Annotated in this window: 23 protein-coding genes and 1 riboswitch; of the genes, 10 read left to right on the top strand and 13 right to left on the bottom strand. The window is 49.9% G+C overall.

The features are described from left to right. Positions 1 to 29: 29 nt before the first annotated feature. Positions 30 to 1,628, top strand: a complete 1,599-nt coding sequence (gene pdeD / locus OGX98_RS18515; RefSeq protein ID WP_048221311.1) for a cyclic di-3',5'-guanosine monophosphate phosphodiesterase PdeD — start codon at positions 30 to 32, stop codon at positions 1,626 to 1,628. A 6-nt stretch (positions 1,629 to 1,634) separates the two neighbouring features. On the opposite strand, the gene yoaE is transcribed toward pdeD, so the two are convergent. Together yoaE and OGX98_RS24115 are read right to left on the bottom strand one after the other, a co-directional pair. Next, a complete protein-coding gene (yoaE, locus tag OGX98_RS18510; RefSeq protein ID WP_045443964.1) occupies positions 1,635 to 3,194 on the bottom strand; it encodes a CNNM family cation transport protein YoaE in 1,560 nt (519 codons plus the stop codon). Further along, a complete protein-coding gene (locus OGX98_RS24115) occupies positions 3,182 to 3,340 on the bottom strand; it encodes a protein YoaL (protein WP_404979409.1) in 159 nt (52 codons plus the stop codon). Before OGX98_RS24115 ends, yoaE begins: the two co-directional genes overlap by 13 nt. 313 nt (positions 3,341 to 3,653) lie before the next feature. Here OGX98_RS24115 and manX point away from each other — a divergent pair, with 313 nt between their 5' ends. The 5 genes from manX (at position 3,654) to mntP (ending at position 7,843) form a co-directional block, all read left to right on the top strand. Then, on the top strand, positions 3,654 to 4,619 hold the full coding sequence (manX, locus tag OGX98_RS18505) for a PTS mannose transporter subunit IIAB (RefSeq protein WP_045443967.1): 966 nt from the start codon (positions 3,654 to 3,656) through the stop codon (positions 4,617 to 4,619). 58 nt (positions 4,620 to 4,677) lie between these two features. Then, positions 4,678 to 5,478, top strand: coding sequence for a PTS mannose/fructose/sorbose transporter subunit IIC (locus tag OGX98_RS18500; protein ID WP_045443971.1), 801 nt, complete (start codon positions 4,678 to 4,680; stop codon positions 5,476 to 5,478). A 12-nt stretch (positions 5,479 to 5,490) separates the two neighbouring features. Further along, entirely contained in the window at positions 5,491 to 6,342 is an 852-nt protein-coding gene (locus tag OGX98_RS18495; RefSeq protein WP_045443974.1) for a PTS mannose transporter subunit IID, read from the top strand. A 60-nt stretch (positions 6,343 to 6,402) separates the two neighbouring features. Then, complete coding sequence (locus OGX98_RS18490) at positions 6,403 to 6,861, top strand: DUF986 family protein (RefSeq protein WP_045443977.1); 459 nt, start codon at positions 6,403 to 6,405, stop codon at positions 6,859 to 6,861. A gap of 198 nt (positions 6,862 to 7,059) precedes the next feature. Next, a riboswitch (yybP-ykoY riboswitch) is annotated at positions 7,060 to 7,160 on the top strand. A 116-nt stretch (positions 7,161 to 7,276) separates the two neighbouring features. Continuing rightward, the gene (gene mntP, locus OGX98_RS18485; protein ID WP_045449666.1) at positions 7,277 to 7,843 is read left to right on the top strand and encodes a manganese efflux pump MntP; all 567 of its coding nucleotides are present in this window, start codon (positions 7,277 to 7,279) and stop codon (positions 7,841 to 7,843) included. Here mntP and rlmA read toward each other — a convergent pair. From rlmA to mgrB, 6 genes are all read right to left on the bottom strand, one after another. After that, a complete protein-coding gene (gene rlmA / locus OGX98_RS18480) occupies positions 7,840 to 8,649 on the bottom strand; it encodes a 23S rRNA (guanine(745)-N(1))-methyltransferase (RefSeq protein WP_286595723.1) in 810 nt (269 codons plus the stop codon). The two genes, mntP and rlmA, sit on opposite strands and share 4 nt — an antisense overlap. Positions 8,650 to 8,712: 63 nt before the next feature. Next, a complete protein-coding gene (gene ftsI2, locus OGX98_RS18475) occupies positions 8,713 to 10,458 on the bottom strand; it encodes a peptidoglycan DD-transpeptidase FtsI2/PBP3(PARA) (protein ID WP_286595722.1) in 1,746 nt (581 codons plus the stop codon). Positions 10,459 to 10,677: 219 nt separating this feature from the next. Beyond that, entirely contained in the window at positions 10,678 to 10,887 is a 210-nt protein-coding gene (gene cspE / locus OGX98_RS18470) for a transcription antiterminator/RNA stability regulator CspE (RefSeq protein WP_001062678.1), read from the bottom strand. Positions 10,888 to 10,899: 12 nt separating this feature from the next. Then, positions 10,900 to 11,043: a DUF2627 domain-containing protein gene (locus tag OGX98_RS18465; protein WP_003034983.1), complete on the bottom strand. Its 144-nt coding sequence runs from the start codon at positions 11,041 to 11,043 to the stop codon at positions 10,900 to 10,902. Positions 11,044 to 11,681: 638 nt separating this feature from the next. Next, positions 11,682 to 11,963 carry a YebO family protein gene (locus OGX98_RS18460; RefSeq protein ID WP_045443989.1) on the bottom strand — a complete coding sequence of 94 codons (282 nt, stop codon included), beginning with the start codon at positions 11,961 to 11,963 and terminating at the stop codon, positions 11,682 to 11,684. 74 nt (positions 11,964 to 12,037) lie between these two features. Beyond that, positions 12,038 to 12,181: a PhoP/PhoQ regulatory lipoprotein MgrB gene (gene mgrB, locus OGX98_RS18455; protein ID WP_045443992.1), complete on the bottom strand. Its 144-nt coding sequence runs from the start codon at positions 12,179 to 12,181 to the stop codon at positions 12,038 to 12,040. Between the two features lie 164 nt (positions 12,182 to 12,345). On the opposite strand from mgrB, the gene OGX98_RS18450 reads away from it, so the two are divergent. Further along, positions 12,346 to 12,585, top strand: coding sequence for a YobH family protein (locus OGX98_RS18450; RefSeq protein ID WP_045444005.1), 240 nt, complete (start codon positions 12,346 to 12,348; stop codon positions 12,583 to 12,585). A 113-nt stretch (positions 12,586 to 12,698) separates the two neighbouring features. Here the strand turns inward: OGX98_RS18450 and kdgR are convergent, their stop codons facing one another. Beyond that, entirely contained in the window at positions 12,699 to 13,490 is a 792-nt protein-coding gene (gene kdgR / locus OGX98_RS18445; protein WP_045444008.1) for a DNA-binding transcriptional regulator KdgR, read from the bottom strand. 175 nt (positions 13,491 to 13,665) lie between these two features. Between kdgR and OGX98_RS18440 the strand changes: the two genes are divergently transcribed. Then, the gene (locus OGX98_RS18440; RefSeq protein ID WP_286595721.1) at positions 13,666 to 15,039 is read left to right on the top strand and encodes an MFS transporter; all 1,374 of its coding nucleotides are present in this window, start codon (positions 13,666 to 13,668) and stop codon (positions 15,037 to 15,039) included. 47 nt (positions 15,040 to 15,086) lie between these two features. Here OGX98_RS18440 and htpX read toward each other — a convergent pair whose 3' ends face one another. From htpX to msrC, 4 genes are all read right to left on the bottom strand, one after another. Continuing rightward, positions 15,087 to 15,968 (bottom strand): protease HtpX, encoded by an 882-nt coding sequence (htpX, locus tag OGX98_RS18435; protein ID WP_045444014.1) that lies wholly within the window; start codon positions 15,966 to 15,968, stop codon positions 15,087 to 15,089. A gap of 193 nt (positions 15,969 to 16,161) precedes the next feature. After that, positions 16,162 to 18,210 (bottom strand): carboxy terminal-processing peptidase, encoded by a 2,049-nt coding sequence (gene prc / locus OGX98_RS18430; protein WP_200011078.1) that lies wholly within the window; start codon positions 18,208 to 18,210, stop codon positions 16,162 to 16,164. A 19-nt stretch (positions 18,211 to 18,229) separates the two neighbouring features. Beyond that, on the bottom strand, positions 18,230 to 18,916 hold the full coding sequence (gene proQ / locus OGX98_RS18425; protein ID WP_045444020.1) for an RNA chaperone ProQ: 687 nt from the start codon (positions 18,914 to 18,916) through the stop codon (positions 18,230 to 18,232). Between the two features lie 96 nt (positions 18,917 to 19,012). Continuing rightward, a complete protein-coding gene (gene msrC, locus OGX98_RS18420) occupies positions 19,013 to 19,510 on the bottom strand; it encodes a free L-methionine (R)-S-oxide reductase MsrC (protein WP_286595720.1) in 498 nt (165 codons plus the stop codon). Between the two features lie 128 nt (positions 19,511 to 19,638). Here msrC and yebS point away from each other — a divergent pair, with 128 nt between their 5' ends. Then, complete coding sequence (gene yebS / locus OGX98_RS18415; RefSeq protein ID WP_045444026.1) at positions 19,639 to 20,922, top strand: membrane integrity lipid transport subunit YebS; 1,284 nt, start codon at positions 19,639 to 19,641, stop codon at positions 20,920 to 20,922. After that, a complete protein-coding gene (locus OGX98_RS18410) occupies positions 20,891 to 23,524 on the top strand; it encodes a PqiB family protein (protein WP_045444028.1) in 2,634 nt (877 codons plus the stop codon). The genes yebS and OGX98_RS18410 overlap by 32 nt, the downstream gene beginning before the upstream one ends. The last annotated feature ends 63 nt before the right edge of the window (positions 23,525 to 23,587 follow it).

Raw genomic sequence — 23,587 nt, 5'->3', positions numbered from 1 at the left:
TGTGACCAACGGCTTATCGGGCGGCCCGCATGCAAACAGCACAACGGATCATCAAAACTTATCGTCGTAACCGCTTAATCGTCTGCACAATTTGTGCACTGCTGACGCTCATACTCACATTGTCTGCCCGATTTATTTCGGAGCGTAATTTAAATCACCATTACACTGTCACTTTTGCCAATCATGCCGTAGAAGCGCTGGATAACGTGCTCCTTCCCCTACAGGCCGGACGCGATGTGCTACTGCCGTTGATAGGTTTGCCCTGTTCCGTGGCGCGTTTACCCCTGAGCAAACATGCCGCCAGACTACAGACAGTGCGCTCTATAAGCCTGATCCAGCGCGGCATTCTCTATTGCTCAAGCATTTTTGGTTATCGCAATACCCCAATTCGCCAGCTACAACCTGAGTTGCCCAGCAGGGAGCCGCAGCTTTTGTTGTCTACCGACCATTCGCTTATCAAAGGCAGCCCTATTCTTACGCAATGGTATCCGTCGTCTGTTGATGGTGAAGATGGCGTTCTGGAGATCGTCAATATTGATTTGTTATCAACGATGCTGCTTGAGCCTCAGCCGCCGCAGATAACCAAAGCAAGTCTGACTGTCGGCAACCGTCACCTGCTTTACGGTCAAGGTGTTGTAGATACGCTGCCTGCACTTGATGATGAAAAAAGCTACCAGTTGTCATCACAACATTTTCCTTTCGCAATCAGCGTTACAGGCCCTGGGGCCAGCGAGCTGGCGTTAAAAAATCTGCCTACTCAATTACCCTTAGCGGTGATGCTCAGCCTGTTAGTGGGCTACCTTGCATGGCTGGCTACGGCCAACAGAATGAGTTTTTCCTGGGAAATCAATCTGGCCCTCGCTGCACGCGAGTTTGAGTTATTTTGCCAGCCTCTGCTAAATGCCAGCACCCAACAGTGCACCGGTGTTGAAATCCTCTTGCGCTGGAATAACCCCCGTCAGGGCTGGATTTCGCCTGAAGTTTTCATTCCTATTGCTGAAGAGCACAACCTGATCGTACCGCTGACCCGCCATGTCATTGCAGAAACCATTCAGCAACGACACGTTTTCCCGATGAGCAGCCAGTTTCATATCGGTATCAACGTTGCCGCCAGCCATTTTCGCCATGGAACGCTGTTAAAAGATCTCAACCAATACTGGTTCAGCCAGCACCCTATTCAGCAGTTAGTCATTGAGTTGACTGAGCGTGATGCCTTGCTTGATGTGGATTATCGGGTAGTGCGCGAATTACATCGTATGGGGATTAAACTGGCCATTGACGATTTTGGTACCGGAAACAGCTCACTCTCCTGGCTGGAAAAGTTACGTCCGGATATTCTGAAGATTGATAAATCATTCACCTCCGCGATCGGCACTGACGCCGTGAACTCGACGGTTACCGACATCATCATCGCGCTGGGGAAAAAACTAAATATTGAACTGGTGGCTGAAGGGGTAGAAACGCAGGCGCAGGCACAACATTTGCGGCGTCATGGCGTGCATGTATTGCAGGGATTTCTCTATGCCCAGCCGATGCCGCTGCGTGATTTTCCTAAATGGTTGGCGGGCAGTACGCCACCACCCGCCCGGCATAAGGGCCATATCATGCCCCTTATGCCGTTTCGCTGAACCGAATTATACGTCTTCGTCGTGAGCCGATTGTTCTTTAACAATGCGAACTAAATCCACACGGTAATCGTTGGCTTCGACAATCGTAATGCTCAGCGGAGCGACCTCAATAACATCTCCGACACGCGGAATGTGGCCGTTAACCGCAATCACCAATCCAGCCACCGTGGCGATATCCTGGTCTTCATCCACCAGCGTATCAACGTCCAGCGCCTGCTGCAGAGCATGCAGATCGGTTCCACCTTTCACCAGCCAGCTACCCGCTTCGGCAACTATCTCGGGCGTTTCATCGGCATCCGGGAACTCACCGGCGATGGCTTCTAATACATCCAGCGGTGTCACCAGCCCCTGGACAACACCGAACTCGTTAGTGACGATAACAAAGCTACCGCGGGCACGACGCAATACACCTAACAAATTAATCGGATCCAGCGTTTCCGGTACAACGATAGCCGGAGAGGCTGAAGCAATCGCAGCCACATCTACGCCATCCTCAAGCGCCACCAACAGCTCTTTTGCCCGAACGATACCGATAATTTCGTCAAGCTCACCACGACACACCGGGAACAGGCTGTGCGGAGAAGAGAGCAGCTGTTCTCGGATTTCCGCCACGCTCAGGTCAGCATCAACCCAACTGATTTCACCACGCGGCGTCATAATGCCACGTAATGAACGCGATGCCAGGGACAGAACGCCGTTGATCATGTAACGCTCTTCTTCAACGAACTCCCCTTCTGGTACAGGTACCGGCACCGGATTGTCAGATTCAAGCTGCGCACCGGTCTGACGCTTACCGCCCATCAGACGCAGAATGGCATCGGCCGTACGTGCACGCAGCGGCAATGTCGACTGGTGGCGAATAAAGTTACGGCGGGCAATCTGGTTAAACAGTTCGATTATGATCGAGAAGCCAATGGCCGCGTACAGATAACCTTTCGGAATGTGGAAGCCAAACCCTTCGGCGACCAGACTCAAACCGATCATCAGCAGGAAGCTCAGACACAGCACCACGACCGTTGGATGTTGATTCACAAATCGTGTCAGCGGCTTTGATGCCAGCAGCATTACCGCCATCGCTATCACGACAGCAGCCATCATAACCGGCAGATGGTTCACCATACCCACCGCGGTAATTACTGCGTCCAGGGAGAAGACCGCATCCAGGATAACAATCTGCGTCACTACGACCCAGAAGCTCGCATAGCCTTTTGACTGGCCGGTATCGTGTTCTCGGTTTTCCAGCCGTTCATGTAGCTCGGTAGTGGCCTTGAACAAGAGGAAGATACCCCCCAGCAGCATAATCAGGTCTCGCCCGGAGAACGCGTACTCCATCACCGTGAAAAGCGGTTTTGTCAGCGTCACCATCCAGGAAATAACGGACAGCAAGCCTAAACGCATAACCAGTGCCAGTGACAACCCGATCAGACGTGCTTTATCCCGCTGTTTAGGCGGCAGTTTATCAGCCAGAATCGCAATAAAGACCAGGTTATCAATACCCAGAACAATTTCGAGAACAACAAGCGTGAGCAAACCCACCCAAATCGAGGGGTCCATTAAGAATTCCATGACAAGCTCCTGCTTAAAGAATGACCAAACTGCGCCCTGAACATCTCAGGCGTTAAAGCAATATGCAGAAAAATTTTGTGGCAAAAAGTGCCAAACTGACAGGCGTGATACGGCCTAAAGGTGAAATGACGTCGGTGACGATCCATACGGTGGGCTACTACCCTATACTCCTGAGTTATTAAACATATGCTAAACATAACAGAGACAACCGTTTTTTAGCAAAGATTTACCTTCCTTTGCAATAAGTTGTTTCGGAGATATTTTACTCTTCGAAATTTCTTTTCATCGGAAGTTAATTTACGGATCTTCATCACACAAAATAATTTTTTCGATATCTAAAATAATTCACGAAATCATATGTTTTTCTTTGTAACCCTTATCTGAATCGATTCGATTGCGGACGACGATTCAAAATACATCTTCATGTTGATGTGTTAACGATAATAAAGGAGGTAGCAAGTGACCATTGCTATTGTAATAGGCACACATGGTTGGGCTGCAGAGCAGTTACTTAAAACAGCAGAAATGCTGTTAGGCGAGCAGGAAAATGTCGGCTGGATCGATTTCGTTCCAGGCGAAAATGCCGAAACGCTGATTGAAAAGTACAACGCTCAGTTGGCAAAACTCGACACCAGTAAAGGCGTGCTGTTTCTCGTTGACACATGGGGAGGCAGTCCGTTCAACGCTGCGAGCCGCATTGTCGTCGATAAAGAGCATTACGAAGTGATCGCCGGCGTGAACATTCCGATGTTGGTAGAAACGTTCATGGCGCGCGATGACAACCCAAGCTTCGACGAATTAGTCGCTCTGGCGGTTGAAACCGGTAGCGAAGGCGTGAAAGCGCTGAAAGCAAAACCGGTTGAAAAAGCCACGCCAGCCCCGGTTGTAGCACCAAAAGCTGCAACGCCCGCAAAACCAATGGGACCGAACGATTATATGCACATCGGCCTGGCGCGTATTGATGACCGTTTAATCCACGGTCAGGTGGCAACTCGCTGGACCAAAGAAACTAACGTAACCCGTATTATCGTCGTCAGTGATGAAGTCGCAGCAGATACCGTACGTAAAACGCTGCTAACTCAGGTTGCTCCCCCAGGTGTTACGGCGCACGTGGTTGATGTCGCAAAAATGATTCGCGTCTACAACAACCCAAAATACGCTGGCGAACGTGTGATGCTGCTGTTCACTAATCCGACCGACGTAGAACGTATCGTCGAAGGTGGCGTGAAAATTACCTCCGTGAACATTGGCGGCATGGCTTTCCGTCAGGGTAAAACTCAGGTAAATAACGCAATTTCCGTTGATGAAAAAGACATCGAAGCCTTCAAGAAACTCAACGCGCGCGGTATTGAGCTCGAAGCCCGTAAAGTTTCTACCGATCAGAAATTGAAAATGATGGATTTGATTGCCAAAGCGGCGAAATAACCACCTGGCATTTACTTAGTTTTCACACTTAAGTCTGTATAGCAATAGGAGAAGTACAATGGAGATTACCACTCTTCAGATTGTGCTGGTGTTCATCGTCGCATGTATCGCGGGTATGGAGTCGGTGCTCGATGAATTTCAGTTCCACCGTCCGCTGGTGGCCTGTACGCTGATTGGCGCCGTTCTCGGGGATATGAAAACCGGTATTATCATCGGTGGTACCCTGGAAATGATCGCCCTCGGCTGGATGAACATCGGTGCAGCTGTTGCGCCGGATGCCGCACTGGCCTCAATTATTTCTACTGTTCTGGTTATCGCGGGCCATCAAAGCATTGGTGCCGGTATCGCGCTGGCTATCCCACTGGCAGCAGCAGGCCAGGTTCTGACCATCATTGTTCGTACCATCACCGTTGCATTCCAGCACGCCGCGGATAAGGCAGCCGAAAGTGGCAACCTGACGGCGCTATCCTGGCTGCATGTGTCCTCTCTGTTCCTGCAGGCAATGCGTATCGCTATCCCGGCGGTTATCGTGGCGATTTCTGTTGGGACCAGTGAAGTCCAGAGCATGCTGAATGCCATTCCTGAAGTGGTTACCGGTGGCCTGAACATTGCTGGTGGTATGATCGTCGTAGTCGGTTATGCAATGGTCATCAACATGATGCGTGCAGGCTATCTGATGCCATTCTTCTACCTCGGCTTCGTCACTGCGGCGTTTACTAACTTCAACCTGGTTGCTCTGGGTGTGATTGGCGCAGTTATGGCCATCCTCTACATTCAGCTGAGCCCGAAATATAACCGCGTAGCCGGTGCGCCAGCGCAGGCTGCTGGTAATAACGATCTTGATAACGAACTGGACTAGCAGGTGAGCGAAATGGTTGATATGACTAAAACTACCACCGAGAAAAAACTCACTCCGAGTGACATTCGTGGCGTGTTCATTCGTTCTAACCTGTTTCAGGGGTCATGGAACTTCGAACGTATGCAGGCGCTGGGTTTTTGCTTCTCCATGGTACCGGCTATCCGCCGTCTGTATCCGGAGAACAACGACGCACGTAAACAGGCTATTAAGCGTCACCTGGAATTCTTCAACACCCACCCGTACGTAGCGGCACCAGTACTCGGCGTAACGCTGGCGATGGAAGAGCAGCGTGCTAACGGCGCAGATATCGACGATGGTGCTATTAACGGTATCAAAGTTGGTCTGATGGGACCGCTGGCAGGCGTGGGCGACCCTATTTTCTGGGGAACCGTTCGTCCAGTATTTGCCGCACTCGGCGCCGGTATCGCAATGAGTGGCAGCTTGCTGGGTCCGTTGCTGTTCTTTATCCTGTTTAACCTGGTTCGTCTGGCTACGCGTTACTACGGCGTGGCTTACGGTTACCGCAAAGGTGTCGATATCGTTAAAGATATGGGCGGCGGCTTCCTGCAGAAACTGACTGAGGGGGCGTCAATCCTCGGCCTGTTTGTCATGGGAGCATTGGTTAACAAGTGGACGCATGTAAACATTCCGCTGGTGGTTTCCACTATCACCGGTCAGGATGGTCAGACTCGCGTTACCACCGTGCAGACTATCCTTGACCAGCTGATGCCGGGCCTGGTGCCTCTGCTGCTGACCTTCGCCTGTATGTGGCTGCTACGTAAGAAAGTTAACGCCCTGTGGATCATCGTTGGCTTCTTCGTCATCGGTATCGCGGGTTACTCTGTCGGCCTGCTCGGCCTGTAAGAGTGCTGTACATCACCGGGGGCATGCCCCCGGTTTTTCTATTTAGAGGGTTGAGGATTCATGACTATCACGGACCTGGTGCTGGTTCTTTTTATCTTATCGCTACTGGCGTTTGCTATTTACGATCAGTTCATCATGCCCCGCCGTAATGGCCCTACTCTGCTCGCAGTTCCCCTGCTTCCTCGTAGCCGTGTTGATAGCGTCATCTTCATTGGGCTGATCGTTATTCTTATCTACAACAACATCACCAGCCACGGGGCGCAATTCACCACATGGTTATTATGTGCACTGGTACTAATGGGGATATATCTGTTCTGGATCCGCACCCCAAAAATCATCTTTAAACAAAAAGGATTCTTCTTCGCCAATGTCTGGATTGAATATAACCGGATAAAAGAAATGAATTTATCTGAAGATGGCGTACTGGTAATGCAATTAGAACAGAGACGATTGCTCATTCGCGTACGAAATATAGACGATCTCGAAAAAATATATAAACTTTTAATTTCAAATCAATAAGTTAAAAAGATAGCCTAAACTATGTTTTTTTGTATTTCACCGAAAACACAACATAGCTAAGGCTATATTCTGGCGCTATGAATGTTATTTATTTTAACGTTTTATCCACACTTAAATCTAAATGAAAATCGTTTTCAATTAGAAGTCAAATAATATTTCCCCCTTTCTTGTTTTATATTCTCAAAATATGTTAAGGTTGCGCCCGTCGTTGGGGAGTAGCCGATTTCCAGAATCCGGAAATGTACGTGTCAACATACTCGTCGCAAGACGTGGCACGTACGGACTAATCATAATTAGTCAGGCGAGACCATAGACACATCAACTGCAATGCATGCTTTATGAACCGCGTGTTCTGACATGTATGGTTACTGGGGGCAGTGATGTGTTATATGGATACCCCGGTCAGGACGCTGTTATGAATATCACCGCTACTGTTCTTCTCGCTTTCGGCATGTCGATGGATGCCTTCGCAGCATCGATTGGCAAAGGTGCCACCCTACATAAACCCAAATTCTCAGAAGCCCTGCGTACTGGCCTTATTTTTGGCGCAGTTGAAACACTCACGCCGCTGATCGGCTGGGGTATGGGCATGCTGGCAAGTAAATTTGTACTCGAATGGAACCACTGGATTGCGTTCATCCTGCTGATTTTTCTGGGCGGACGAATGATCATTGAAGGCTTCCGCGACAACGATGATGAAGATGAAGAGCCGCAGCGTCGACATGGTTTCTGGCTGCTGGTCACTACCGCGATTGCCACCAGTCTGGATGCGATGGCTGTCGGTGTGGGTTTGGCTTTCCTGCAGGTAAACATCATCGCAACTGCCCTGGCCATAGGCTGTGCCACGCTAATAATGTCTACACTGGGAATGATGATTGGTCGCTTTATCGGCCCGATGTTGGGCAAACGGGCTGAAATTCTGGGTGGGCTGGTACTGATTGGCATCGGTGCCCAGATCCTCTGGGCACATTTCCACGGTTAATTTTCACGCTGCCAGATATGAATGCTAAAGTCTGTCTGGCAGTCAAATGTCGTTTTCCCCGCCAGCGTCTCCCAGACCTCCGGTTTTGCCCGCCAGGCGAACGGTGTCATTTGCAGTAATGCCACTGCCTCACTGCCGCTCAGTTGCATCTGATATCCCAGCGCAATGCTCTGTTGCAGGTCAAAGCCTTCCAGTTGCTCGGTATGGGGCGCATGCAGACGCACGTCGTCATAGATCAGCCCTTTCAGCTCCATTAAATGAAGCGGTCCCGGCGTGGCCGTAATCACCCATCCGCCAGGTTTAACAACCCTGGCAAGCTCTTGCGCCTTGCAGGGGGCATAAATCCTGACAATGGCGTCCATTGATGCATCAGCAAATGGCAAACGATGACTTGATGCTACGCAAAATGTCACCTGCGGATACCGCCTGGCTGCGGCCTTAATCGCCACTTTTGAAACATCCAGACCGAATGTTGAGTTGCCCGTTATCGCGTCGGCAAAAGCATGCGTGTAATACCCTTCCCCACAGCCGATATCAAGAATCGCCGCCTGCTCTGACACGAGTCTTTCTTTCAGTACATTCACAATCGCATCGCGCAGCGGCTGATAATGTCCGGCATCGAGAAATGCCCGGCGTGCTTGCATCATTTCTGCGCTGTCACCGGGATCTCGCGACCGCTTATGCTGAACAGGAAGTAAGTTGACATACCCTTCTTTAGCCACGTCAAACTGATGTCGTTGAGGGCATATAAAGCTGTTTTTATCTTGAGTAAGATATTGATGGCAAAGGGGACAGGAAAACGACATGACGACTCCGGCTGATGACTTCGGGGCGCAAGTGTAACGCGAATTACGCCCCGGGAAAATAACTTACAACGATGGTGCAGAGAGCTTATCGTCGTGCATAACCAGCAAATGGCTCGAGTCGGCGGGCATTCCATCCGGTTTAACGTTCTCCAGACGCAGAACGTCCCCCATTATCTGGCTAAATACAGGAGCCGATACTGCGCCACCATAGTAAGCCCCATTTTGTGGGTTGTTGATAACGACCACCAGTGCAAATTTAGGGTCGCTTGCCGGAGCGACACCTGCGGTATAGGCCACGTATTTATCGACATATTTACCGTCATCGCCAATTTTTTTCGCCGTACCGGTTTTAACCGCAACCCGATAATCTCTCACCGCAGCCTTTGTTCCCCCGCCACCAGGTAAAGCGACACTTTCCATCATATGTTCAACTTGATGAACTAACGCTTCCGGCATGACGCGTCTGCCAATGACCGGAGGGTCGATACGGGTGATGGAAAGCGGTCGGTAAATGCCAAAGCTGCCAATCGTGGCATAAACATGCGCCAGCTGTAGCGGCGTCACCATCAAACCGTAACCAAACGCGAAAGTTGCACGGTCCAGATCGCTCCAGTAACGCCTCTGGGGCATTAGACCGTTGCTTTCACCGGTTAATCCCAACCCGGTAAGATCGCCAAAACCAAAGCTTTTGTAGGTATCAAGCAAGCGCTGTACGGGCATTGCAAGTGAGAGATGGGAGACACCAGTATCGCTCGACTTTTGCAAAATACCGGTCAAAGATAGTTCAGGATAAAATCCTACGTCACGAATGCGATGCCCATCGACATAAAAAGGATGAGTATCAATCACGCTGTCTGGCTGCACAATTCCCTGTTGAAGAGCCGTCATAATTACCAGCGGCTTGACGGTAGAACCAGGCTCAAAAGTATCGCTAATCGCACGATTGCGAAAATCATCCAGCACCGCACCGTCGCGGTTGTTGGGGTTGAAGTCAGGGAAACTTGCCATAGAGAGAATTTCACCCGTGGCAATACTGACCAGCACTGCAGCACCGGACTCTGCCCTGTTCCACGAAACAGCATTGTCCAGCGCGTCCTCGGTTACTGTCTGCAAACGTTCATCAATACTAAGCTGCAATTCATGTGCAGGTACCGGCATTACTTCGGTGATATTTTCTATTACATGCCCAAATTTGTCTTTACGTACCAGCCGGGAACCCGGTTTACCCATCAACTGGGCATTGAAGCTTTTCTCAATCCCTTCGATACCCTGACCATCAATGTTAGTAAAGCCAATCAGGTTGGCAGCGACATGCCCTGCGGGATAGAAGCGACGGGTCTCTTCGCGCAGATTGATACCCGGAAGATTGAGCTTATCGATCCATTCAGCTTGCTGAGGTGAAATCTGTCGAGCCAGGTAGATAAAACGTCCGGCAGGATTGCTGTTAACCCGTGCAGCCAGTGTACTAAGCGACAGATGCAGCGTCTTTGCCAGCGCTTGCCAGCGTTCGCTATATCCAACTCCCCCCTTGCTAATAATGATCTTAGGATCGGCCCAGACAGCATTAACCGGTACGCTTACTGCCAGCGGACGCCCTTCTCTGTCAGTAATCATTCCGCGTGGCGAGGCCGTTGTCACCTCACGTAAAGAACGCATATCTTCCTGTTTTACCAGACTCGTTGGCGTAACAATTTGCAGCCATGCCACCCGACCAAGTAACAACCCCAGACTCAACAATATTGCCACGCAGAGCAGGGCAAAACGTACGGGAGTAAAATTGCGTGTATCGCCGTCGTTTCTCTTTTTCACCCGACCTCCAGCAAGATAGTTTTTCAGGTGACTGATTTAACGGGAATTGACGAGAGAAAGCGGGAAAAACAATGCTACGAACTTCGTGCCTTTGCAACAAAGCGCTAATGGGAGGGCATTCAGAAATGTTTTGACGTAATTTGAATTAAAAAGCCCCGCATATGCGAGGCTTTATATCTGAGGTTGATGCGCCTGGGCGCTTCAAATCAGTGGTATCGATCAGATAGCTGTTACGTTAACAGCAGCCGGACCTTTCTGGCCGTCCTGAATTTCGAACTCAACGTTCTGGCCTTCAGCCAGAGTTTTGAAGCCGTTACCCTGGATTGCAGAGAAGTGTACGAACACGTCTTTGCTGCCGTCAGCAGGAGTAATGAAACCAAAACCTTTAGACTCGTTGAACCACTTAACTTGACCTTTAATCTTTGCCATTTGCAAAATTCCTTAGAGTATTTTCTTCGCCCGCAGGCATAACATAGATAAAACTGAGACATTACTGCTTGAGGCACTAATATAAGGTTCGGCAGAGAAGCGGTATTCAACGTCAACGTGTTTACTCAGGACTTCTTTACTGAAAATGCCACACATAAACAGAACTGTACCTCGTTTAACCCAAAACGTGTTATCACATACAACGATAATAATGGCAAGCCATTTTTAAACGTGTCTCGATCGGTCGCACAAATCCAGAAGTTCATCAAACAGCGACTGCACAGTTATGCGCCAAATCGAGTAAGGATATATCCATACCGCCCTCGCCCTGCCCCAACTGGCTTGCGCCATTGCCGGGACATTTCTACCATAGCTCAATAGGTTCGGTTGTTCCAGATTCTCTGATGCGTCGTGTGCTGAATATCATTTTTTATGCTTAGTAATGCATAAATTATCACAACGGTAAAAATGGGATCCGCATTCTGATTTTGCAGAAAAATAATGAAAGAATGATGACAATGCACAAAAAAGTTAGAGAAACGTTTCGCTGATAATAAAAACGATCGCTATCACAAAAATGCAATAATCATATTATTAACGTATGGATAATTATATTTAAGCCATTTCAGGAATAAGGAATTAATTGGTCAGGAGGTCTGGAGAAGTGACGTTGTGTGCATGATCACACGTGTATTGCACAACCGAAACAGCGGAAAATGATCTTGATATTGTTGTCGACAGGATGAAGCATCTGAGAACAATGTCAGCAGACTCTCACCCTGTCTTTCTGGTTACTACCGTTCTGCTACCAGGCGGATGATGTCGTCATCTTCATCCTGTTTTTGCACCGCAGGCTCTGCTGCCTTCTCGGGCTCGTTAGCTTCACAAAGACGACGAAGTAAAGCGTTCTGTCGTTTTTGCTGCTCCAACAATGCTTCGAGCAACTCAATCTGCTCATTAGTACGTGAACTTGCACGATTGATGAAAAACCACAGCACAAGCCCGATTACCAGAACCACCACCGATACAACTAAAGACGCAAAATTCAACACGCCAGAGTTCAAAACTTCGTTCATTTCACCACCTCAATGTAGACAGCGTAGTTTACCACTGCCGCACAAGAAGGTAATCAACTGTTGCAAAAATGCGCTTACCAGGGAATAAATTTATTGATGGCGCAAATGCCGCTGAAAAATTGTACGTCCTGATCGCACATGATGTTGAACACCTGCGCCCACATCAGTATGCCCACCAGCACGACAACAATCAGAACCACCCATCGAATTTTTTTCACTCCAACTCCACTCTCCGAATCCAGATTTTATGCTGCTAAATTATCACGCGTTACCTAAACCCAGCGTTAACTGTAGCGGCATTAAATATTTTTAGGAATGATTCACTTGTTTCATCCAGTGTACAAGCTAATCTTATAATAACGAGAAAAGATAAGAGGTTGTAATGCGTCTGATTATTCGCGCTATTGTATTGTTGGCTCTGGTTTGGATTGGTTTATTACTCAGTGGCTACGGAGTTTTGATAGGAAGCAAGGAGAACGCGGCAGGTCTCGGTCTGCAATGCCAGTATCTGACCGCACGTGGCACCAGTACCGCACAGTACGTTCACAGCAACAGCGGTATCATCGGTCTGTCTGATTGCCCCGTGTTACGCAAAAGCACAGTGGTTGTCGATAACGGTTAATATAAGAGCAATATAGCCGGTAAGTTATTTATTACATCTTCAACTTATATTGACTATTAAAAAAGCCCCGGAAAAATATCTGGGGCTTTTTAACATGTCGAAAACTAGCCAGATCAGAATGGGTAGTCGTTATAACCCATTTGTTCTGAAATTTTACGCGCTGCTGTGTGCAACATCGCGACATACTCATGTAAGCGCTCTTCGGAGAAACGCAAGGTCGGGAATGAAATACTCAGTCCCGCAATCACGACACCGAAACGGTCAAACACTGGTACACCGATGCAACGCAAACCTTCTTCCTGCTCTTCGTTATCTTCGCCGTAGCCCTGCTCACGCACTTTATCTAACAGCAATAGCAGCTCATCAGTATTGGTTATTGTGCGCTCAGTGCTGCGTTTGTACTCAATACCATCGAGGATCTGCTTCACTTCCTCACGGTCACGCCAGGCCAGCAGTACTTTACCAATAGCCGTACTGTACAATGGGTTACGACGACCTACGCGAGAATACATGCGTAAATTGTACATCGAGTCGATTTTATGAATGTAGACAATGCTGTCTTCGTCCAGAGCCCCCAGATGCACAGTCTCTTTTGTCAGACGCGAAAGTTCGCGCATCTGAATGTCAGCGCTTCTAATCAAGTCAACGTTTTGCAACGCGCGAGCGCCCAACTCAAACAATTTCAGGGTCAGCGAATATTTCTCAGACTCCCCTTCTTGTGCCACATACCCCAGCGTTTTCATGGTCTGCAAAAAGCGATAAACGGTGCTTTTCGACATCATGACGCGTTGCGACAGTTCGGTAATACCAATTTCGCGCTCTTCACCCAGCGCCTGCAGGATGCCAAAAACCTTCAGCACGGAAGATACAGAATCGGGTTGTTTATCCAGATCTGCGATAGCCATTTATCACCTCATTACGAGTGTTTTATAAAAATCAGAACCGGTTTTTATTATAATTTCACGCAATGGCCCTCGCAATCCATCTTTGCTTACTTAGTTACAAATCTGCGACATAACGCCTGAATATCAATGCTAATATCATTATTCTCATCATCATATCCGACAACATTGACTTCCTATGGAAAGAATCCAGGCCGATGGCCTGCCATTGCCCCAGCGATATGGCGCAATTTTAACCATTATTATTGGTATCTCTATGGCAGTGCTGGATGGTGCAATTGCTAACGTTGCTCTTCCGACGATTGCCGCAGATCTTCAGGCCTCCGCAGCCAGTTCAATTTGGGTCGTTAACGCCTATCAAATTGCGATTGTCGTCTCACTCCTGTCACTCTCATTTTTGGGCGATATGTTTGGCTACCGACGTATTTATAAATGTGGGTTGGTCATTTTTCTGTTCGCTTCATTATTTTGTGCCTTATCAGATTCCTTACAAATGCTAACGCTGGCGCGAGTGGCTCAAGGTTTTGGCGGGGCAGCGCTAATGAGCGTTAATACGGCGCTGATAAGACTTATTTATCCCCAACGCCAGCTTGGCCGGGGGATGGGCATTAACTCCTTCATTGTGGCGGTCTCTTCAGCAGCCGGTCCTACAATTGCCGCAGCAATACTGTCCGTTGCGTCATGGAAATGGTTATTTTTGATTAACGTGCCGTTGGGGATTATTGCGTTACTACTGGCAATGCGTTTTTTACCGGCCAATGCTGCCCGGCAGTCAACACCACGTTTTGACTTACCGAGCGCGGTGATGAATGCCCTGACCTTCGGATTGCTGATTACCGCACTCAGTGGATTTGCGCAGGGACAGTCTTTGACGCTCATTGGTATAGAACTGGCGATGATGATCGTGGTCGGTTTTTTCTTTATTCGCCGTCAACTGTCACTGCCAGTCCCTCTGCTGCCGGTCGACTTGCTGCGTATCCCACTTTTCTCATTGTCTATCGGCACGTCTATCTGTTCTTTTTGCGCTCAGATGTTAGCTATGGTGTCACTCCCCTTTTACCTGCAAACCGCGTTGGGTCGCAGTGAAGTGGAAACAGGTTTGCTATTGACTCCCTGGCCGCTAGCCACCATGGTCATGGCCCCACTTGCTGGCTATTTAATTGAACGGGTACATGCCGGACTATTGGGGGCAATGGGGCTGGCGACAATGGCTGTTGGCCTTTTCTCGCTGATGCTACTACCCGCTTCACCGTCTGATTTTAATATCATCTGGCCGATGATACTTTGTGGCGCCGGATTTGGCCTTTTCCAGTCACCAAATAACCATACTATCATCATGTCGGCCCCCCGGGATCGTAGCGGAGGCGCAAGCGGTATGTTGGGGACGGCACGTTTGCTGGGACAAAGCAGCGGTGCGGCGTTAGTCGCGTTGATGCTGAATCAGTTTGGTGACAGCGGGACGCACATGTCGTTAATGACGGCAGGTATTCTGGCCACGGTAGCCGCGATTGTGAGTGGTTTACGTATTACGCAACCTCGGGTTCAGGGGTAAAAAAAAAGCGCATCCAGGGACGCGCTTTTCTCTCATGCTTCCGCAGGTTATTTCAGGTATTCCCCACTGCGCAACGCTTCAATACGTTTATCCAACGGAGGGTGGGTCATAAACAACTCACTCAACGATTTAGATTTACCATTGATGCAGAACGCCATCATGCTGGTTGCTTCCTGTGGCTCATAGCTGGTTTTCAGACGCTGCAGTGCAGCAATCATTTTCTCACGACCAACCAGTTTTGCTGAACCCGCATCCGCATGGAATTCACGATGACGCGAGAACCACATGGTAATAATGCTCGCCAGAATACCAAACACCAGTTCCAGCACCGTCGCTACCGCAAAATAAATTAACGGGTTGCCGTTGCTGCCCTCACCTTCTTCACGGTTTCCGCCCATAAAACCAGCGGCAATCTGCGCGAGAATACGCGAGATAAAGATTACGAAGGTGTTCACCACGCCCTGAATCAGCGTCATGGTGACCATATCGCCATTGGCAATGTGGCTTATCTCATGTGCAATAACGGCTTCAGCTTCATCCGGGCTCATGTTTTGCAGCAAGCCCGTACTGACCGCCACCAGTGACGCATCACGGCGCGCACCAGTTGCAAACGCGTTAATATCTGGCGCATGGTAGATAGCAACCTGCGGCATAGCGATACCAGCCTGACGAGCCTGTGTAGCTACAGTATTCATCAGCCAGCGTTCTCTTTCATTACGGGGCTGTTCAATCACTTCCCCGCCAACGGACTTTAACGCCATCCATTTGGACATCAGCAGCGAAATGAAGGAACCACCAAAACCAAACAGCAGTGCCATGATCAACAAGCCTTGAACGCTGCTTGACTGGATCCCTGTCAGGCTCAATACCAGCCCGAAAACGACCATCACAGCCAGGTTCGTCAGCAGGAAGAGCGCGATTCGCATCATAATTTTCTTTTAACCTCAATTTAACAAAACGCACTATGCGATTACCCATATCGTATGGGTCTTACAGCTATTTTCAAGCATGCATACGTGCTAAGTCACCAGAAAGACACAACTTTACATTTTATCGTATCAGGCTGACGACTTCATGCGCTTGTTAAAAAAAACAGGCACAATTTCTTGTGCCTGTTTGTTTTTACTGACTTGTTGCGGGCTGTTCCGCTGGCTTATCTTTTTCCAGATGCGCCAGATCGAGCGCGATTTTAACCGTTTCATCCAGGTACGGATCCGGCTCCTGGTAATCCTTCGGCAGATCGTCCAGTTTCTTCAGCGGCGGCTTGCCTTCACGTTTAAAACGATCGTTTATGCGCGCCAGACGCATCGCGTCATCTTCGTTATTCTCTTTCTCACGCTGGGCGTAATTAAGAGAAGCGATGTTGCGCTTATCCTTCATTGCATTGAAACGGGCAATATCTTTCATGATGTACTGGAACTCAGGATCGTTCGCAATACGTGCATTATGCTCTTTCAGCAATTCAGGACCGAACGGCGTCAAATTATCCGACTTCGTATAGGTCGCCGCATCGATGCTATCCCAAGGCAGAGCGTTATCTTCAAACTTCTCACCGGTTTCTGTTTCTTCATTACCTGTCGGCATGATGATATCCGGCGTAACGCCCTTACGCTGCGTACTGCCACCGTTTACACGGTAGAACTTCTGGATAGTGTACTGAACTGAACCCAGCGCAGGCCATTCCGGACGTAACATCTGATCGTAGATACGGTTCAGAGAACGGTACTGCTGTACAGTGCCTTTCCCGAAGGTCGGTTCACCGACAATCAACGCACGACCGTAGTCCTGCATTGCCGCAGCAAAAATCTCCGATGCCGAGGCACTGAAGCGGTCAACCAACACCACCAGCGGACCTTTGTAGTAAACAACGCCGTCGGTATCGCTGTCTTCGCGCACCTTACCGTTATTATCACGAACCTGAACAACCGGACCAGAAGGAATAAACAGACCGGAAAGCGAAACGGCTTCAGTAAGAGCCCCACCACCATTAGTACGCAGATCGATAATCACACTGCTGACATTCTGTTTTTCCAGCTTCTGCAGCTGAACTTTGACATCGTCCGTCAGACCGACATAGAAGCCCGGAATATCCAGTACGCCGACTTTTTCTTTGCCAACGGTTTTCACGGACATTTTAACAGCACGATCTTCCAGACGAATGCGTTCACGCGTCAGCGTTACAGTACGCGTCTTAGTGCCTTTACCGGCAGGCAGGATCTCAAGACGAACCTTGCTGCCTTTTGGTCCTTTGATCAGCGCTACAACGTCATCAAGACGCCAGCCAATGACATCAACCATGCCTTTACCCGACTGACCTACGCCGACAATGCGATCGCCTACGCTAATCGCCTTGCTCTTGGCCGCCGGGCCACCCGCAACCATAGAATTAATGACGGTATAGTCATCATCCATTTGCAGAACGGCACCAATACCTTCCAGAGACAAACTCATTTCGGTATTGAACTGTTCAGTGTTACGCGGGGACAAGTAGTTAGTATGCGGATCGATTTCGCGCGCAAAAGCGGTCATAGCCAGTGAGAACACGTCTTCACTGTTAGTCTGCGCCAGGCGGCGGATCGCAAATTTGTAACGACGCGTCAGCGTTTCACGAATTTCTGCATCGGTCTTGCCGGTCAGTTTCAGGCTAAGTTCGTCGAATTTAACTTTGCCGTCCCACAGAGCATTAAGCTCTGCTTCGCTTTTCGGCCACGGCGCTTTGCTGCGATCAAGATTAAAGGTGTCGTTACCGGTGAAATCCATTGGACGCGCCAGCACGCTTAATGCGTACTGATAGCGTTCAAATCGACGTTTTTGCGCCAGATTATAGAGATCGTAAAACACATCCAGCTTGCCCGTACGCAGTTCATCAGCCAGGACGGCTTTCTTTTTGGCAAACTGCTCTATATCACTCGCCAACAGCACGTTATGGCTGTAGTCGAGCAAATTCAGATAGCGGTCAAAAATTTTTGCCGAAAACGCCTGATCCAGATCGAACTGGCGATAATGTGAACGCGTAAAGCGCGATGTTACACGTTCACTCACTGTCGCATGCTGCGTTTCTTCCTTTAAAACGGGGATTTGATCGGCACGCGTGATGTCTTCCACAGCGAATGCCTGGCCTGCTAATGCAAGCAGACCAGCTAACGCGGTAAGCCTAAAAAAAGTGTTCATGCCAGGCCAGGCCTCCGTTTCAGAACACCAGGTGTTCTGCGCGTACAATCAAAGACATACCCGAATTCAGCTGTACACGGACGCCATCTTTGGTGATTTCTAATACGGTGGCATCCATCGCATTATTTCCTGCTTTCACCTTCAAAGACTGCCCTACCTTCAGCACTGAAATATCAGAGACTGGGGTATGCTGTTCTTCACGAGGAGCACGCGGTGCCTGAGCAGCCGGTTTTTCAGCGCGAGGATTACGCGGAGCGGCATCTTTACGACGCGGAGCAGGACGCGGCTTACGCTCACGACGCGGTGCGTCCTCTTTTTCACCCGCAGCAGCGGCCGCTTCGCGTTTTTTCGCCTGTTGCTCTGCACGCTGCGCCTGAACGCGAGCTTTTGCTTCTTCAAGCTGTTTACGCGCATGCTCAACGTGCTGCTCATCCAGCTCACCACATGGGTTGCCGTCGAGATCAACACGCGTTGCGCCCAGCTTAACGCCATACAGATAGCGCCAGCTTGAAGTATATAGACGTAAGGCAGAACGAAGCTGAGTCTTGCTGAGGTTCATTTCACCCTCAACACGCTCTACCAGATCCTGAAAAATGCCAATTTTCAGCGGGCGCGCTTCGCCTTCCGCACTAAAACACTGCGGGAAGCGTTCGGCCAGAAACGCGATGACTTCTTTACTACTATTCAACTTAGGTTGATTTTCCATGAAATTTCCTGATTACAACGGACGTAGCCAACAAGCGCAGGCATGAACAGGCGTCATTATAATGACGCCATCAGTAATTGCTACGTTATCCGTTGATTATCCTGCGACGGGAGCAAAGAATTTTTTGTAATCCGTCGTTGCAAGCACGGTTTCAAGCTGTGCCACGAGCGTACGCAGCCCCTGTTCATCTTCTTCAGTAAAGCGACCAAAGGCCGTGCTATCAATATCCAGCACGCCTATTATCTGATTTTCGACCGTTATCGGCAGTACAATTTCAGCGTTGCTGGCCGCATCGCAAGCGATATGCCCATCAAAAGCATGAACGTCTTCAATGCGCTGAACCTGGTTCTGCGCCACTGCGGTGCCGCATACCCCCCGACCAACCGGAATACGTACGCAGGCGATTTTGCCCTGGAAAGGGCCAAGCACCAGCGTGCCGTTTTCGAGCAGGTAAAAACCAGCCCAGTTCACTTCTGCAAGACGCTCGTACAACAAAGCGCTGGTATTCGCCAGCGTTGCCAGAAAACTGGTTTCACCTGCCATTAATGCGCGAAAATCACGGTTCAGATCCGTGTATAGCTCTATTTTGTTCATTATGTAATCACTTAGTTGTCTTACTCAAAACTGCAGCCTACTAAAATAAACATTAAATGCGTTAATGCTCAAGATCATTCCCGTCATGAGTTAAGATAACATTACTCTAACACTTTGATCTGCGATACATGGCCTTAAATACTCCGCGCACCAAGCCATCGAAAAAAATAGCGATCAGGTCCATCGGTGAGGCGCTACCCCGCGCACATTATCAGCGGTGCCCTGAATGTGACACGCTATTTAGCTTGCCGAAAATGCGTTCGCACCAAAGTGCATACTGCCCTCGCTGTCAGGCAAAAATCCGTGACGGACGCGACTGGTCATTGACGCGACTGGCGGCGATGGCCGTTACAATGTTGCTACTGATGCCCTTTGCCTGGGGAGAACCACTGTTACACATCTATTTATTGGGCATCCGTATTGACGCTAATGTGGTACAGGGTATCTGGCAAATGACCCGGCAAGGCGATCCGCTAACCGCATCCATCGTGCTATTTTGCGTAGCCGGCGCGCCGATAATACTCGTCTCCTCAATCGCATATCTGTGGTTTGGTAATATTCTCGGTATGAACCTGCGCCCGGTATTGCTGATGTTGGAAAGACTTAAAGAATGGGTCATGCTGGATATCTATCTGGTGGGTATTGGCGTCGCTTCAATCAAAGTGCAAGATTATGCTTTTCTGCAACCCGGCGTGGGGCTTTTTGCATTTATCGCGTTGGTGATCCTCAGTATTCTGACGCTATCGCACCTCAATGTTGAGCAACTGTGGGAACGTTTTTATCCGCAAAGACCAGCCCGTCGCCCTGATGAAAAGCTTCGCGTCTGCCTTGGCTGTCACTTTACAGGCTATCCCGATGCTCGCGGACGTTGCCCCCGTTGCCATATTCCGCTGCGCTGGCGCAGGAATCAGAGCATCCAAAAGTGCTGGGCTGCACTGTTAGCCTCGATTGTCTTTCTCCTGCCTGCTAATCTGCTGCCTATATCGGTCATATACGTTAACGGATCCCGGCAGGAAGACACTATTCTCTCGGGGATCATGTCTCTGGCCAACAGTAATGTCGGCGTCGCGGCAATCGTCTTTATCGCCAGTATCCTGGTGCCTTTCACCAAAGTGATTGTGATGTTTACTTTGTTGTTCAGCATCCACTTTAAATGTGAACAAGGATTACGCACGCGCATCTTATTACTGCGCATGGTGACCTGGATTGGCCGCTGGTCAATGCTGGATCTCTTTGTTATCGCCTTAACTATGTCGCTGATTAACCGCGATCAGATACTTGCTTTTACTATGGGACCGGCTGCGTTTTATTTCGGCGCAGCGGTAATATTGACTATTCTTGCTGTGGAATGGCTGGACAGCCGCTTACTTTGGGATGCACATGAGTCAGGAAACGCCCGCTTCGCAGACTGAAGCACAGATTAAAACAAAACGCCGCATTTCTCCGTTCTGGCTGCTGCCGATCATTGCATTGATGATCGCTGGATGGCTTATCTGGGGAAGCTATGAAGATCGCGGCAACACCGTAACCATCGACTTTATGTCTGCGGATGGCATTGTACCGGGCCGTACTCCCGTTCGTTACCAGGGTGTCGAAGTTGGTACAGTGCAGGATATCAGTCTCAGCAAAGATCTGCGTAAGATTGAGGTTCGGGTTAGCATCAAATCCAGCATGAAAGATGCTCTGCGTAAAGACACACAATTCTGGCTGGTGACGCCGAAAGCATCGCTGGCAGGCGTCTCTGGCCTTGATGCACTGGTTGGCGGTAACTATATCGGAATGATGCCCGGAACCGGTGAAGCAGAGGATCATTTTGTCGCGCTTGATACGCAACCAAAGTACCGCCTGAACAACGGCGATTTGATGCTTCATCTGCATGCGCCCGACCTCGGCTCCCTCAACAGTGGTTCATTAGTTTACTTCCGCAAAATTCCGGTAGGCCGGGTGTATGACTACACCATAAATCCCAACAATCAGGGCGTGACTATCGACGTACTGATTGAGCGCCGATTTACCAATCTGGTGAAAAAAGGCAGCCGTTTCTGGAATGTTTCCGGTGTAAATGCGGATGTCAGCCTCAGCGGCGCGAAGGTCAAGCTGGAAAGCCTGGCTGCACTGGTTAATGGCGCGATCGCCTTTGATTCACCGGAGGATTCGCAACCCGCCGTCGCAGACGATACGTTCGGTTTGTACCAGGACCTGGCACACAGCCAACGCGGCGTGATAGTAAAACTCGAACTCCCCAGTGGCGATGGTCTAAAAGCAGGCTCAACAGCACTGATGTACCAGGGGCTGGAGGTGGGCGAACTCACTAAACTGGATTTGAATCCAGGGGGTAAAGTCACCGGTGAGATGACGGTCGACCCCAGCGTCGTCACGCTGCTGCGGGAGAACACGCGTATCGAATTACACAGCCCCAAATTGTCGTTGAGCGATGTGAATCTCAGTTCACTGCTCACGGGTAAAACCTTCGAACTGGTGCCCGGTGAGGGCGAGCCTCGAAGCCAGTTTGTGGTTGTTCCCGGCGAGAAATCCTTGCTTCATGACCCGGGCGTGATGACGTTCACCCTGACGGCACCGGAAAGCTATGGCATTGATGCCGGGCAACCGTTGATACTGCACGGTGTGCAAGTCGGACAAGTTATTGAACGAACCCTATCCAGCAAAGGCGTCTCTTTTACCGTCGCCATTGAACCGCAACATCGCGACCTGGTGCTGGGTGACAGTAAATTTGTGGTCAATAGCCGGGTGGATGTCAAAGTAGGTATTGATGGCGTGGAGTTCCTCGGCGCCAGCGCCAGCGAATGGATTAGCGGAGGCATTCGCATTTTACCGGGTACGAAAGGTGAAATGAAAAGCAGCTATCCGCTGTATGCCAATCTGGAAAAAGCCATCGAAAACAGCCTGAGCGATCTACCGACCACCACGCTCAGCCTGCGTGCCGAAACGCTGCCGGATGTGCAAGCTGGCTCAGTGGTGTTATACCGTAAATTTGAGGTGGGCGAAGTTATTAGTGTACGTCCTCGTGCCGAGGCGTTTGACATCGATCTGCATATCAAACCTGAATATCGCAATCTGTTGACCAGCAACAGCGTGTTCTGGGCTGAAGGTGGCGCAAAAGTTCAACTTAACGGCAGCGGTTTGACCGTTCAGGCATCCCCTCTGTCGCGCGCGCTCAAGGGTGCGATTAGCTTCGATAACCTGAGCGGAGCCAGCGCCAGTCAGCGCAAAGGCGACAAACGTATCCTGTATGCCTCTGAAACCGCTGCGCGTGCTGTGGGGGGGCAAATTACCTTGCACGCATTCGATGCCGGCAAGCTCGCCGCAGGCATGCCGATTCGCTACCTGGGTATCGATATCGGTCAGATCCAGACTCTTGAACTGATCACTGCTCGTAACGAAGTTCAGGCGAAAGCGGTACTATACCCGGAGTATGTCCAGACTTTTGCACGTGCCGGCACCCGCTTCTCGGTCATTACTCCACAAATCTCCGCCGCAGGCGTGGAGCACCTGGATACAATCCTGCAACCTTACATTAATGTTGAACCAGGACGAGGCAATCCACGCCGCGATTTCGAACTACAAGAAGCCACTATTACTGATTCGCGTTACCTTGATGGCCTGAGCATCGTGGTGGAAGCATCAGAAGCTGGATCGCTGAATATCGGTACACCAGTCCTGTTCAGAGGGATTGAAGTGGGAACCGTCACCGGACTGACGCTGGGTTCACTTTCTGACCGCGTAATGATCGCCATGCGTATCAGCAAGCGCTATCAGCATCTGGTGCGTAATAATTCCGTGTTCTGGCTGGCCTCCGGTTACAACCTCGACTTCGGCCTGACTGGCGGCGTCGTGAAAACCGGTACCTTCAACCAATTCATTCGCGGCGGTATCGCCTTCGCTACCCCACCGGGTACTCCACTGGCTCCAAAAGCACAGGAGGGTAAACACTTCCTGTTGCTGGAGAGCGAACCGAAAGAATGGCGCGAATGGGGTACCGCCCTGCCGCGCTAATGTCCCCTGCTCCGGCGTACGCGCGCCGGAGCGTTTATACCCTTCATACTTCAAGTTGCAGGT

The organism is Citrobacter sp. Cm046 (genome assembly GCF_030333065.1).
In the GTDB taxonomy this organism is placed as follows: domain Bacteria; phylum Pseudomonadota; class Gammaproteobacteria; order Enterobacterales; family Enterobacteriaceae; genus Citrobacter; species Citrobacter murliniae.
This window is presented reverse-complemented; position numbering and strand designations above follow the sequence as displayed.